The following is a 12,327-nucleotide window of genomic DNA, read 5'->3' as shown; positions in this document are numbered from 1 at the left end:
ATCAACGGTGCAGGAGCACGGTCGCGCGAGCTTCCATCGCGCGGCCTCCGCCGACCGGTCCGAGTTTCTCCGCCGTCTTGGCTTTCACGTTGACCTGGCCGGGCTCGATCGCCAGCGCTTGCGCAATGCGCGCACACATGGCGGCGATGTGAGGGGCCAGCTTCGGTGCCTGCGCAATCACGGTGCTGTCGACGTTGCCGATCTGCCAACCCTCGGCGCGAACGCGGCGTGCCGCCTCGGCCAGCAGGACGATCGAGTCGGCACCCCGGAACTGGGCGTCGGTGTCGGGAAAGTGCCGCCCGATGTCGCCCAGGGCCGCGGCGCCAAGCAGCGCGTCGGTGATGGCATGCAGCAGCACGTCCGCGTCCGAATGGCCGAGCAGGCCGGTGATGTGCGGAATCTCCACGCCGCCGAGAAACAGCTTGCGACCTGCGACGAGCTGATGAACGTCCCAACCCTCGCCGATGCGGAACGGAAAGCCTGCGGTCATGATGCGTCGCGCCCTTTCAGGATCGCTTCGGCCAGCGCGAAGTCCTCCGGGTAGGTGAGTTTGAAATTCTGCGCACTGGCCGGGACCAGCAGCGGCGCCAGCCCGAGCGCCTCGACGGCGCCGGCTTCATCGGTGACGCTGTCGCCCGCCATCTCCAGCGCATCGATCAGCATGCCGATGCGAAACATCTGCGGCGTTTGTGCCAGCCATTTGTCGCTGCGCTCCAGCGTGTCCTTCACGCGTTGGCCGCTGTCCGCGACCTTGAGCGTGTCGGCCAGACGATGCGCAAGCAAGCCACCCACGGCATCGCCCCGGCAGGCGGCGATCAGCGCTTCGACCTGCGCGGGCGTCAACAGGCACCGGGCCGCATCGTGGACCAACGCCCAGTCGCGCAGCGTGGCGCCGACCGCCAGCAACCCGCGCAATCCCGCCAGGACAGTCGCCGCCCGGGTCGCGCCACCCTTGGCCAACAACCACTCGCCGTCGCGCGGAAAGTCGGGCAGCGCCGCACGGACGGCTCTATCTCCCGGCGAGACCACGAGCATCAGGCCCGCGAGACGGTCCCCCATGGCGCGAAAGACATCCACGGTGCGCCCGACCATCGGCTGCCCCGCAATCGGCCGGTACTGCTTGGGCCCCGCGCCGCCCGCACGGCTGCCCGTGCCCGCACAGGGAATGACGACAAACAGGCGCTCAGGGGATTGGGACATGGGGCACGGCAGCAAAAGGGCCGCCATTCTAGAATCGCCCCCGCACACCCCTCGCCCGTTGGCGCGGGGTGTTCTGCATTGTTCGCATCTACGCCATGGATCTCCCCGCCCTCGTCGCCGGCAAGCGCTTCACGCTGCCTCGGCCGCACTCCTCCGCCGACGCGCTGCTGATTGCACGGTTGGCCGAACGCGAGAAAGCGGCCGGCCGCGCCGTCGCCGTGTTCACCGCCGACGCCAATGACGCGCAGCGGCTCATCGACGAACTGGTGTTCTTCGCGCCCGGCCTGCGCTGCGCGCTGTTCCCCGATTGGGAGACGCTGCCGTATGACAGCTTCTCCCCGCACCAGGACCTGATCAGCGAGCGTCTTGCCACGCTGTGGCGCATCAGCCAGCGCGAGGCCGACCTGGTGCTGGTGCCCGCGACCACCGCGCTCTATCGCCTCGCGCCGCCGGCCTTCCTGGCCGGCTACACCTTCCATTTCAAGACGAAGCAGAAGCTGCAGGAGTCCAAGCTCAAGGCGCAGCTCACGCTGGCCGGCTACAGCCATGTGACGCAGGTGGTGAGCCCGGGCGAATACGCGGTGCGCGGTGGGCTGATCGACCTGTTCCCGATGGGGTCGAGCCAGCCGTTCCGCGTCGACCTGTTCGACGACGAGATCGACTCGATCCGCACCTTCGACCCCGACACGCAACGCAGCCTCTACCCCGTGCCGGAAGTGCGCCTGCTGCCCGGCCGCGAGTTCCCGATGGACGACGATGCGCGCGCGCGCTTTCGCAGCCGCTGGCGCGAGTTGCTCGAAGGCGATCCCACCAAGAGCCGCATCTACAAGGACATGGGCAACGGCGTCGCGACCGCCGGCATCGAGTACTACCTGCCGCTGTTCTTCGAGGAGACGGCGACGGTGTTCGACTACCTCGGCACCGACGCCACCGTGGTCCTCCACGGCGACATGGAGCCGGCGTTCCAGCATTTCTGGACCGACACGCGCGAGCGCTACCGGCTGGTGCAAGGCGACCCCGAGCGACCGGCGCTGCCGCCGGAAGCCCTGTTCCTGAACGCGGAACAGTTCTACTCGCGGGCCAAACCGCATGCGCAGTTGGCGCTGCGCAGCGGCGACGGCGAGGTCACGCCCTTCGCCGAGTTCGAAGTGCTGCCGCCGTTGTCGGTGGTGCGCGGCGCGGAAGAGCCCTTGCAGCGCCTGCAGACGCACCTGCGCAATACGCAGCAGCGCGTGCTCGTGCTGGCCGAGAGCGCCGGGCGACGCGAGAGCCTGCTCGACTTCCTGCGCGCCAGCGGCGTGAACCCGCCGGCCTTCGACACACTGGCCGAGTTCCAGGCCCATGGCGAAGAACGCATCGGCATCGCGACCGCGCCGCTGGCGTCCGGCTTTGCCTGGCTCGAGGCCGGCATCGACTTCGTCACCGAGACCGAGCTGTTCGCGACCGCGCCCACCACGCGCCGCCGCAACAAGAAGCAGGAACAGGTCAGCGATGTCGAGGCGCTGATCAAGGACCTGAGTGAGCTCAACATCGGCGATCCGATCGTGCATTCGGCGCACGGCATCGGGCGCTATCGCGGACTGGTCAACATGGACCTGGGCCAGGGCAAGAACCCCGATGGCTCACCGGTGCTGCAGGAGATGCTGCACCTCGAATACGCGGACAAGGCGACGCTGTACGTTCCCGTGTCGCAACTGCACCTGGTGAGCCGCTACACCGGCGTGAGCGCGGACGAGGCGCCGCTGCACAAGCTGGGCTCCGGCCAATGGGAAAAGGCCAAGCGCAAGGCGGCCGAGCAGGTGCGCGACTCCGCTGCCGAACTGCTCAACATCTACGCCCGCCGCGCCGCGCGCCAGGGCCATGCCTTCCGCTTCTCGGCGGGCGACTACGAGACTTTCGCCAACGACTTCGGCTTCGAGGAGACGGCCGACCAGAAGGCCGCGATCCACGCGGTGATCCAGGACATGATCTCGCCGCAGCCGATGGACCGGCTGGTCTGCGGCGACGTCGGCTTCGGCAAGACCGAGGTGGCCTTGCGCGCAGCCTTCGTCGCAGTGACCGGCGGCAAGCAGGTCGCCTTCCTCGCGCCGACCACGCTGCTCGCCGAGCAGCACTACCAGACGCTGGTCGACCGCTTCGGCAAGTGGCCGGTGAAAGTCGCGGAGATGAGCCGCTTCCGCTCGACCAAGGAGATCAACACTGCCGCCAAGGGCCTGGCTGACGGCACCGTCGACATCGTGGTCGGCACGCACAAGCTGCTCTCGCAATCGGTTCAGTTCAAGAACCTGGGCCTGCTCATCATCGACGAGGAACACCGCTTCGGCGTGCGCCACAAGGAGGCGATGAAAGCGATGCGCGCCGAGGTCGACGTGCTCACGCTAACCGCGACGCCGATCCCGCGCACGCTGGGCATGGCGCTCGAAGGCCTGCGCGACCTCAGCGTGATCGCCACCGCGCCGCAGCGCCGACTGGCCATCAAGACCTTCGTGCGCACCGAGGGCAACGGTGTGATCCGCGAAGCCGTGTTGCGCGAACTGAAGCGCGGCGGACAGGTCTACTTCCTGCACAACGAGGTCGAGACCATCGAGAACCGCCGCCAGAAGCTCGAGGAGATCCTGCCCGAGGCCCGCATCGCCGTCGCCCACGGCCAGATGCCCGAGCGCGACCTGGAGCGCGTGATGCGCGACTTCGTGGCGCAGCGCTACAACATCCTCTTGTGCTCGACCATCATCGAGACCGGCATCGACGTGCCGACCGCCAACACCATCGTGATGAGCCGCGCCGACAAGTTCGGCCTGGCGCAGTTGCACCAGTTGCGCGGCCGCGTGGGCCGCAGCCACCACCAGGCCTATGCCTACCTGATGGTGCCGGACATCGAGGGCCTCACCAAGCAGGCATCGCAGCGGCTCGATGCGATCCAGCAGATGGAGGAACTGGGCTCAGGCTTTTATCTCGCGATGCACGACCTGGAGATCCGCGGCGCCGGCGAGGTGCTGGGCGACAACCAGAGCGGCAACATGATGGAGATCGGCTTCCAGCTCTACAACGAGATGCTGAGCGAAGCCGTTCGCGCGCTGAAGGCCGGCCAGGAGCCTGACTTGCTCTCGCCGCTCAGCGTGACGACCGAGATCAATCTGCACGCCCCTGCCCTGCTGCCGGACGACTATTGCGGCGACGTGCACCTGCGGCTGTCGTTCTACAAGAAGCTGGCGACTGCGAAGACCTCGGAACAGATCGACATCCTGCTGGAGGAAATCGTCGACCGCTTCGGCAAGCTGCCGCCGCAGGCGCAGACGCTGATCGACGTGCACCGCTTGCGCGTGCTGGCGCGGCCTTATGGCGTGGTCAAGGTCGATGCGGCGCCTGGCGTCATCCACATCACCTTCAAGAAAGACCCGCCGGTGGAGTCGCTCGCGATCATCCAGCTGATCCAGAAGAACAAGCACATCAAGCTGGCCGGCAATGAGAAGCTGCGCATCGAGCGGGAGCTGAAGGAGCCGAAGGACCGGGCGCAGCTGGTGCGCGATGTGTTGCGCAGTCTGGGGCAGCCGAAGAAGGCGGAAGTGGCGACGGCATAAGTGCCGCACACGTATTTATTCGAAGACTGGTACGACTGAATGACAACGACCCTGAATACCGCGCCAAGCCTGGTCCTCCAGCGCCTCACCCCGCCCCTGCAACTGGCCGACTACAAGCTGATCGCCTTCGACATGGACTCGACGCTGATCAACATCGAGTGCATCGACGAGATTGCCGATGCGGTCGGCAAGAAGGCCGAGGTGGCCGCGATCACCGAGGCGACGATGCGCGGCGAGATCAAGGACTTCAAGGAAAGCCTGCGTCGCCGCGTCGCGCTGCTCGAAGGCGTGCCGGTCACCTCGCTCCAGCAGGTCTATGACGAGCGCCTGAGGCTGAACCCCGGCGCCGCTGAACTCGTGAACGCGTGCAAGGGCGTGGGCATGAAAGTGCTGCTGGTCTCCGGCGGCTTCACCTTCTTCGCCAACCGCGTGAAGGAGCGCCTGGGCATCGACTTCGCACGCTCCAACCTGCTCGACGAAGCCGACGGCAAGCTCACCGGCCGCGTCGTCACGCAGTCGTGGGGTGACATCTGCGACGGCGCGGAGAAGCGCCGCACGCTGCTCGAAGTGGCCTCGCTGCTGGGCATCTCGCCGGCCGAGACGATCGCGGTCGGCGATGGCGCCAACGACCTGCCGATGATGGGCGAGGCCGGCCTGTCGGTCGCCTATCACGCCAAGCCGAAGGTGCGCGAGCAGGCGATGGTCGCCATCAACGAAGGCGGGCTCGACCGGCTGCTGGAAATCTGCCGCTGAGCCCGCGCTGCCCTCCAGGCGCTTCGCACACCTGAAAGCCCGAATGAACGACGACACCCCGCTCTACCACGCCGATGCGCTGACCGCCTTTGCCGACGCCCTGCTGCAGAAGGCCGGCCTTGCCGCGCCGATGGCCGCCGTGGTCGCGCGAACGCTGGTCGAAGGCGACCTGCTCGGCCACGACACGCACGGCCTCGCACTGCTCGCGGGCTACGTGAAGGAACTCGAATCCGGTGGCATGACGCGCGATGGCGCGCCGACAGTCCTGTCCGATCGCCCCGCTGCGGTGCTGTGGGACGGCATGCGCCTGCCCGGCCCGTGGCTCATGGAACAGGGCATGGACCTGCTCGTGCCGCGCGCCCGCCAACTCGGCACCGCATCGCTCGTGATTCGCCGCAGCCACCACATCGCCTGCCTCGCGGTCTACATGCTGCGCGCGCTGGAAGAAGACATGCTGATGGTGCTGGCCTGCTCCGACCCGAACACGGCGAGCGTCGCGCCCTTCGGCGGAACCCGGGCCGTGTTCACGCCCAATCCGCTGGCGATGGGCTTTCCGCTGACGCAGGGCGGCGTGATGGTCGACATCTCGGCCTCCATCACGACCAACGGCATGAGCAATCGCAAGCGCGCGGCCGGCGAGACCTTTGCCGAGGACTGGCTGATCGACGCCACCGGCAAGCCGACAAACAACCCGCAGGCCCTGTTCGATCAGCCGCCGGGCACGCTGCTTCCGGTGGGCGGACTCAGCCACGGGCACAAGGGCTACGGCATGGCCCTGCTCGTCGAGACGCTCACGGCCGGCCTCGCGGGCCACGGCCGCGCCGACCCGGCGGAAGGCTGGGGCGCCACGGTCTACGTCACGATGCACGACCTGAACGCGTTCGGCGGCAAGGATGCGTTCCTGCGCCAGATGGACCATGTCGCGCAGCAATGCCGCGACAACGCCCCGGTTGACTCCTCGAAGCCGGTGCGACTGCCGGGCCAGGGTGGCCTTGCACGGCGGGAATCGCAGATGCGCAACGGTGTGCGCCTGCATCCGTCGATCGCCGCGGCGCTCCAGCCGGTCGAAGCACGCCACGGCCTCGCGCTGGCCGACGCGCGCCTGTAGCTTTTCGTCAGGCCACGCCGGCGCGGCTCGACTCGAACAGGAACCAGGTGCGGCGCTCGGTCTCGTCGATCCAGTTCTCGAGCAGGCTCGACGACGCGATGTCGCGGTGCTCGTCGGTCACGTTGTGCGCTTCGCGGAGGCGGGCGGCCAGCGTCTTGTTGTCCTCGCGCAGTTCGGCCAGCATGTCGAGCGGGTCGACGTAGTCGGCGTCGTTGTCGCTGATGCGCTGCATGCGCGCGATGTGGCCGATCGATCGCAGCGTGGTACCGCCCACCTTGCGGATGCGCTCGGCCAGCGGGTCGGTCATGGCGTAGAGCTGGTCACCCTGCTCGTCGAGCAGCAGGTGGTAGTCGCGGAAGTGCGGCCCGCTCATGTGCCAGTGGAAGTTCTTGGTCTTGAGGTACAGCGCGAACACATCGGCCAGCACGCCGTTGAGCGCGGCGGCGATGTCGGCCGTCGCACCGGCCTTCAGGTCACTGGGCGTGGTCAGCGGGGCCTTGCGGCGCTGGATGAGTTCGGTCTTCTTGCTCTTGTCGGATTTCGCCATGGATGAAGCCTGTGGTTGGGGGGCTTCACTGTAGGCCGACATGCCCGGATTTGTATGTCGGCCGTTGTCGCGTCTGTCTATTCGGTGTCCGGTGGCGCCGGCCGGGCCGTGCGCTGGCCGTGCTTCGCCAGGATCTCGAGGTAGAACTGCGGGCCTTCCGCCTTGGCAATGCCGTCGATCAGGCCGGTGAGTTCGGCCAGGTGCACCGTGGCGGCGGTGTCTTGCGCAGTGCCGAACTTGCAGTCGAAGTCCCAGAAGTCGACGCCTTCGGGCAGTTCGCGGCGGCGCTCGCGCTTGATGTACTTGCGGATTTCGTGCTTGACGGCGTCGAGGACGCGGTCGGGGTGCTTGCCTTCGGGGCGCAGCTGAAAGGTTTTTCTCATGGGGCATGCTAACGCCGCGCGTAAAGTCGGCGTTGTTTCAGAAAGCAGGTGAACACATGGCGCGCGCAAACGACTGGGCTGGCAAGGTGATGGCGCTGATCAATGGCGGCAACGCGGCGGCGGCCATCGCGCAGATCAAGGTGGCGCCCACGGTGAAGGACCTGAAGGCGCTTCAGACCATCATGACGCTGTCGAAGATGACGGGCAAATACCGCCAGGTCGACACAGCGATCACCGACAACCTGGCCTTGTTGTCAGCACCGCGCCTGCACCGCTCGCCCTGAATCAAAGAGCCTTGCCGAGGCGCGCGATGCCTTCCTCGATCTTCTCGACATTGGCCGTGGCAAAGCTCAGGCGCAGCGTCGACACATCGGGGTTCGCGGCAAAGAAGGGCGCGCCGGGCACGAAAGCCACGAGCTTTTCGATGGCCCTTTTCGCGAGCACGTTCGCGTCCGCCAGCTTGCCGTTGGCGCCCGTGAGCCGTGCCCAGAAGAACAGGCCGCCGCCGGGTTGCTCGAACGAGATCGCATCGCCGAGTTCACGCTTCAGCGCCGCGCCCATGGCGGCAGCACGTTCCCCGTAGACCTTGCGCACATGGGCCAGCGTGCCCGGCATGCGGCCGCTCTTGAGATATTGCGCGGCGGTCGCCTGCGCGAAGGTGCTGGTGTGCGCGTCGCTGAACTGCTTGCACATCGTGGCCTTGGCCAGCAACTCGGCCGGCGCGATCATCCAGCCGATGCGCAGGCCGGGGCTCAGCACCTTGCTGAGCGAGCCGCAATGCGCAACGAGTTCGCGACTGCCCGGCACGTCCTTTGTCAGCGCCATGATCGACGGCGGCGGCGCTTCGCCGAAGTACAGGTCGCCGTACGGGTCATCTTCCACCACCAGCGTCTGGTACTTCACGGCAAGCTCAAGCACCTTCTTGCGGCGCTCCAGGCTCAGCATCGCGCCGCTCGGGTTGCCGAAGGTCGGGATCAGGTAGACGAACTTGGGCTTGTGCTCGACGATCAGCTTTTCGAGTTCATCCGTCTTCACGCCGTTGGCGTCAATGGGCGCACTGATGAGTTCGGCGCCGTAGAGGCGGAAGCACTGGATCGTGGCCAGGAAGGTCGGGCCTTCGACGATGACCTTGTCGCCGGGCGAGATCATGGTCTTGCCGAGCAGGTCGAGCGCCTGCTGGCTACCGGTGGTGACGATCAGGCCGGTGGGGTCGACCTCGACACCCTTGGTCTTCATGAAGCTGCTGAGTTGCGAGCGCAGCGGCTCGTAGCCTTCGGTGGCGCCGTATTGCAGCGCCCCGCCCGCTTCCTCGTTCAGCGCCTTGGAACTGGCCTCCTTCAGGCCCTCGACGTCGAACATCGCACTGTCCGGAAAGCCCCCGGCAAAGCTGATGATGCCGGGCGTGCCCAGCAGCTTGAAGAGTTCGCGGATGGCGGAGGTTTCGACGTTGTCGAGGCGGGTGGCGAATTGCATGGAAGGTTCTCGCTGGAGGGTCCGCCATTGTGGCGAAATCCCAGATCCAAGGTAAATCGCTCAAAAGTGATTTTTTGACAAAATCGCCTTAAAGAGATATTGTGCATTTACCACCCGTAAGCGGTATCCATGCAAATCCCTGTCCACTCACCTTCGCAGTTGTCGACGCATCTCAAATCGCTGCGCAAGGCGCAAAAGCTGACGCAGACGCAACTGGGCGCGCGGATCGGCGTCAAGCAAACGCGCATCGCCGACATTGAAAAGGATCCCGGCGCCGTCAGCGTCGCGCAACTGATGCAGATACTGCACGCACTCGACACACGCCTGCTGCTGGCGCCGCCCTCCCCGCCCGCGACGGTCGTCACCGCGCAGATGCCAACGGCGGATTGGTAGGGCGTGGCACACCCCGAACTCGACATATGGATGAACGGCGAATACGTCGGCGCGTGGTTCTGGTCGCGTACCGGCGTGCCGGCGCTGCGCTACGACGACGGATGGCTGCGCTCACCGAACGTCCGGGCCTTGTCCCTGTCGCTGCCCATCCCGGCAGGCACGAAGGAACTGCGCGGGCCTGCCGTCGAAGACTATTTCGACAACCTGCTGCCCGACAGCGACCGCATCCGCGAGCGCCTGCGCCGGCGCTTTCATGCCGCCAGCATCGAAGCCGCCGAATTGCTGGCGGCCATCGGCCGCGATTGCGTGGGCGCGGTCCAGTTGCTTCCCGCAGGCCAGGCGCCGGGGCCGGTCGACCGGATCGACAGCGAGCCACTGAGCGATGCCCAGGTCGCCCAGACGCTGCGCAACGTCACGGCTGATCCGGTGCTCGGCCAACTCGCCGCCGACGAGGACGACTTTCGTATCTCCATCGCCGGCGCGCAGGAGAAGACCGCCTTGCTGCGCCTGGGCGACCGTTGGCACCGCCCTCACGGCGCGACGCCGACGACGCATATCTTCAAGCTGCCGCTGGGGCTTGTCGGCAACATGCGGGCGAACATGACCGACTCCGTCGAAAACGAGTGGCTGTGCGCTCGCCTGCTGGCAGCCCTGGGTTTTCCGGTGGCCGGCACGGAGATCGGACGCTTCGACAACCAGAAGGCGCTCATCGTGGAGCGTTTCGACCGGCGCTGGATGGATGTCGGCCGCTGGATCGCACGACTGCCGCAGGAAGACTTCTGCCAGGCCACCGGTACGCCCGCGCAACGCAAATATGAAAGCGACGGCGGACCGGGCATGCGCGAATGCCTGTCGCTGCTCGCGGCCAGCGACGAGGCGCAAGCCGACCGCCTGCGCTTCGTGCTCACGCAGCTCGCGTTCTGGCTGCTGGCCGCGACCGATGGCCATGCCAAGAACCACTCCATCTTCCTGCGCCGTGGCGGCGGCTACGACATGACGCCCTTGTACGACGTGATTTCGGCGTGGCCCATCATCGGCAAAGGCGCCAGCCAGGTGCCGTGGCAAAAGGCAAGACTCGCGATGGCGCTCCGATCGAAAAGCGCGCACTACAACCTGGCGAGCATCCAGACCCGCCATTGGCAGGCGCTGGCGACCCAGGCGGGCGTGGACGGCACCTTCGAGCGCATGTGCGACCTCGTGCACAACGCCCCGGCCGCACTGCAACGCGTCGAGCGCGAACTGCCGCCAGATTTTCCCGAGCGCGTCTGGCGCGCGGTGGACGCCGGGGTTCGCGCCCAGTGCCAACGCTTCGAATCCGGCCTGCCGAACGCCCGCCCCACGCCATGAAAAAAGACAACATCGCCCCCTTCTTCGCCATCCTGCAAGCCGCCAACCCGACGCCGGAAACCGAGCTCGAATACACAACGCCGGTCGAACTGCTGGCCGCTGTGCTGCTGTCCGCGCAAGCCACCGACGTCGGCGTCAACAAGGCCACGCGCAAGCTCTATCCGGTCGCGAACACGCCGCAGGCCATCCTCGACCTCGGCGTGGAAGGGCTGGAGAGCTACATCAAGACGATCGGCCTCTACCGCAGCAAGGCGAAGCACCTCATCGAGGCCTGCCGCATGCTGGTCGAGCAGCATGGCGGCGAGGTGCCGCGCACACGGGCGGAACTGGAGGCCCTGCCCGGCGTCGGCCGCAAGACGGCCAACGTGGTGCTCAACGTCGCCTTCGGCGAGCCAACGATGGCGGTCGACACGCACATCTTCCGCGTCAGCAACCGCACCGGACTGGCCCCCGGCAAGACGCCGCTCGAGGTCGAACTGAAGCTGGAGAAGCGCGTGCCACTCGAGTACCGCCTGCATGCGCACCACTGGCTGATCCTGCACGGCCGCTACGTGTGCATCGCGCGCAAGCCGCAGTGCTGGCAGTGCGCGGTGGCGGCCTATTGCGACTTCAAGCCGAAGACGCCAGCGCCAAAAGCCGGTTGACTTCAAGGCTGCGTTCGCATGCACTTCAGGGAGGCATTTCAGGAGAACCCTGTGGCTTCCTTCCCGACGCACCGTGCATTCATCGCCGTGGCAACCAGCCTGCTCGGTGTCCTGGCTGCATCGCCAGCGCAGGCACAACGCCTGCCGCCGGATGTGATGGCCCTCTACGGCGGCATCTGGTCGGCCGATTGCGCGAACCCCGCTGCGCCGAGGCTGAGGGTCGAACCTGACGGACTGCTGGTCGAACGCGACGGACAACGGCTCACGGGCAGCAAGCCGCAGGCCGCCGCCTCCTACTTCGGCAACTCGCCACCGCGCAACTACGAAATGACCTTGATGAGCGAGGTGCGGGGCGGCTCGGAACTGCTGTTCATCATCTACCGCGACCCGCGCGGCCGCTTCATCGAGATCAACGCCAGCGGGAAGACGGCCGCCGCGCTCGGCACGAGCCTGCAGCAGTTGCGTTATCGCGCATGCAATCCCGCCGCGGGGCAGCAGCCGAATGCCGCAGCGCGACCCGCACCCCCACCCGCACCGCCCGTGACAACCGGCGGCAACGTCGACATGGTCATCGCCTCGCCGAGCTTCAGGGCGACCTGGCGCAAGGCGCTCGGCGCGGACGCCCGTGAGCCGTGGCTGGCGCAGATGAACGGACCGGCGCCACCACCGCGCTGGGTCAACGTGGCCGGCTCACGCTATGCGTTCAACGCCTTCTGCAAGGATCACGACTGCTTCGACAACAACGCCGTGCAGCTCTACGCGCCCGAGACGGGGGTCGTCTACGCGCTGGTGCATCGCGTGAACCGCGACATGCTGGTGGGCAATCCGCCGCCACCCGTCGCGTCGGAGTTGCAACGGATGTGGAAAGCCGAGTGGCGGCAGCAAAGTCGCTGAAGCGCCC

At 66.8% G+C, this 12,327-nt stretch carries 13 protein-coding genes; 8 read left to right on the top strand and 5 right to left on the bottom strand.

Translation table 11 applies throughout. The annotated features are described in order from the left end of the window. Position 1: 1 nt before the first annotated feature. Together ispF and ispD are read right to left on the bottom strand one after the other, a co-directional pair. Complete coding sequence (gene ispF, locus HB681_RS08000) at positions 2-490, bottom strand: 2-C-methyl-D-erythritol 2,4-cyclodiphosphate synthase (protein WP_213954262.1); 489 nt, start codon at positions 488-490, stop codon at positions 2-4. After that, positions 487-1,200 (bottom strand): 2-C-methyl-D-erythritol 4-phosphate cytidylyltransferase, encoded by a 714-nt coding sequence (ispD, locus tag HB681_RS07995; protein ID WP_256734851.1) that lies wholly within the window; start codon positions 1,198-1,200, stop codon positions 487-489. Before ispD ends, ispF begins: the two co-directional genes overlap by 4 nt. Positions 1,201-1,295: 95 nt before the next feature. Here ispD and mfd point away from each other — a divergent pair, with 95 nt between their 5' ends. From mfd to HB681_RS07980, 3 genes are read left to right on the top strand one after another with little or no spacing between them, the layout of a single operon-like run. Continuing rightward, complete coding sequence (mfd, locus tag HB681_RS07990) at positions 1,296-4,778, top strand: transcription-repair coupling factor (RefSeq protein ID WP_213954260.1); 3,483 nt, start codon at positions 1,296-1,298, stop codon at positions 4,776-4,778. A gap of 39 nt (positions 4,779-4,817) precedes the next feature. Beyond that, entirely contained in the window at positions 4,818-5,531 is a 714-nt protein-coding gene (gene serB / locus HB681_RS07985) for a phosphoserine phosphatase SerB (protein ID WP_213954259.1), read from the top strand. Between the two features lie 43 nt (positions 5,532-5,574). Next, positions 5,575-6,639: an Ldh family oxidoreductase gene (locus HB681_RS07980; protein ID WP_213954258.1), complete on the top strand. Its 1,065-nt coding sequence runs from the start codon at positions 5,575-5,577 to the stop codon at positions 6,637-6,639. Positions 6,640-6,646: 7 nt separating this feature from the next. On the opposite strand, the gene HB681_RS07975 is transcribed toward HB681_RS07980, so the two are convergent. Beyond that, complete coding sequence (locus HB681_RS07975) at positions 6,647-7,186, bottom strand: DNA starvation/stationary phase protection protein (protein ID WP_213954257.1); 540 nt, start codon at positions 7,184-7,186, stop codon at positions 6,647-6,649. A gap of 77 nt (positions 7,187-7,263) precedes the next feature. Continuing rightward, complete coding sequence (locus HB681_RS07970) at positions 7,264-7,569, bottom strand: DUF6172 family protein (protein WP_213954256.1); 306 nt, start codon at positions 7,567-7,569, stop codon at positions 7,264-7,266. A gap of 56 nt (positions 7,570-7,625) precedes the next feature. On the opposite strand from HB681_RS07970, the gene HB681_RS07965 reads away from it, so the two are divergent. Continuing rightward, on the top strand, positions 7,626-7,853 hold the full coding sequence (locus tag HB681_RS07965; protein WP_213954255.1) for a hypothetical protein: 228 nt from the start codon (positions 7,626-7,628) through the stop codon (positions 7,851-7,853). A 1-nt stretch (position 7,854) separates the two neighbouring features. Here HB681_RS07965 and HB681_RS07960 read toward each other — a convergent pair whose 3' ends face one another. Continuing rightward, positions 7,855-9,042, bottom strand: coding sequence for a PLP-dependent aminotransferase family protein (locus HB681_RS07960; protein WP_213954254.1), 1,188 nt, complete (start codon positions 9,040-9,042; stop codon positions 7,855-7,857). Between the two features lie 129 nt (positions 9,043-9,171). Here HB681_RS07960 and HB681_RS07955 point away from each other — a divergent pair, with 129 nt between their 5' ends. From HB681_RS07955 to HB681_RS38700, 4 genes are read left to right on the top strand one after another with little or no spacing between them, the layout of a single operon-like run. Then, positions 9,172-9,435, top strand: a complete 264-nt coding sequence (locus tag HB681_RS07955; RefSeq protein WP_213954253.1) for a helix-turn-helix domain-containing protein — start codon at positions 9,172-9,174, stop codon at positions 9,433-9,435. A 3-nt stretch (positions 9,436-9,438) separates the two neighbouring features. Beyond that, positions 9,439-10,782: a HipA domain-containing protein gene (locus tag HB681_RS07950; RefSeq protein ID WP_213954252.1), complete on the top strand. Its 1,344-nt coding sequence runs from the start codon at positions 9,439-9,441 to the stop codon at positions 10,780-10,782. After that, positions 10,779-11,426, top strand: a complete 648-nt coding sequence (nth, locus tag HB681_RS07945; protein ID WP_213954251.1) for an endonuclease III — start codon at positions 10,779-10,781, stop codon at positions 11,424-11,426. The genes HB681_RS07950 and nth overlap by 4 nt, the downstream gene beginning before the upstream one ends. Positions 11,427-11,477: 51 nt before the next feature. After that, entirely contained in the window at positions 11,478-12,320 is an 843-nt protein-coding gene (locus HB681_RS38700; protein WP_213954250.1) for an Ivy family c-type lysozyme inhibitor, read from the top strand. The last annotated feature ends 7 nt before the right edge of the window (positions 12,321-12,327 follow it).

The sequence above is a fragment of the Variovorax sp. dw_954 genome, assembly GCF_018449755.1.
GTDB lineage: Bacteria > Pseudomonadota > Gammaproteobacteria > Burkholderiales > Burkholderiaceae_C > Variovorax.
This window is presented reverse-complemented; position numbering and strand designations above follow the sequence as displayed.

Excerpts from the sequence above, each read along its gene's own strand:
- serB (WP_213954259.1), top strand. The coding sequence starts at position 4,818 with ATGACAACGACCCTGAATACCGCGCCAAGCCTGGTCCTCCAGCGCCTC.
- HB681_RS07960 (WP_213954254.1), bottom strand. The coding sequence starts at position 9,042 with ATGCAATTCGCCACCCGCCTCGACAACGTCGAAACCTCCGCCATCCGC.
- mfd (WP_213954260.1), top strand. The coding sequence starts at position 1,296 with ATGGATCTCCCCGCCCTCGTCGCCGGCAAGCGCTTCACGCTGCCTCGG.
- HB681_RS07970 (WP_213954256.1), bottom strand. The coding sequence starts at position 7,569 with ATGAGAAAAACCTTTCAGCTGCGCCCCGAAGGCAAGCACCCCGACCGC.
- HB681_RS07980 (WP_213954258.1), top strand. The coding sequence starts at position 5,575 with ATGAACGACGACACCCCGCTCTACCACGCCGATGCGCTGACCGCCTTT.
- ispF (WP_213954262.1), bottom strand. The coding sequence starts at position 490 with ATGACCGCAGGCTTTCCGTTCCGCATCGGCGAGGGTTGGGACGTTCAT.
- HB681_RS07955 (WP_213954253.1), top strand. The coding sequence starts at position 9,172 with ATGCAAATCCCTGTCCACTCACCTTCGCAGTTGTCGACGCATCTCAAA.
- nth (WP_213954251.1), top strand. The coding sequence starts at position 10,779 with ATGAAAAAAGACAACATCGCCCCCTTCTTCGCCATCCTGCAAGCCGCC.
- HB681_RS07965 (WP_213954255.1), top strand. The coding sequence starts at position 7,626 with ATGGCGCGCGCAAACGACTGGGCTGGCAAGGTGATGGCGCTGATCAAT.
- HB681_RS07975 (WP_213954257.1), bottom strand. The coding sequence starts at position 7,186 with ATGGCGAAATCCGACAAGAGCAAGAAGACCGAACTCATCCAGCGCCGC.
- ispD (WP_256734851.1), bottom strand. The coding sequence starts at position 1,200 with ATGTCCCAATCCCCTGAGCGCCTGTTTGTCGTCATTCCCTGTGCGGGC.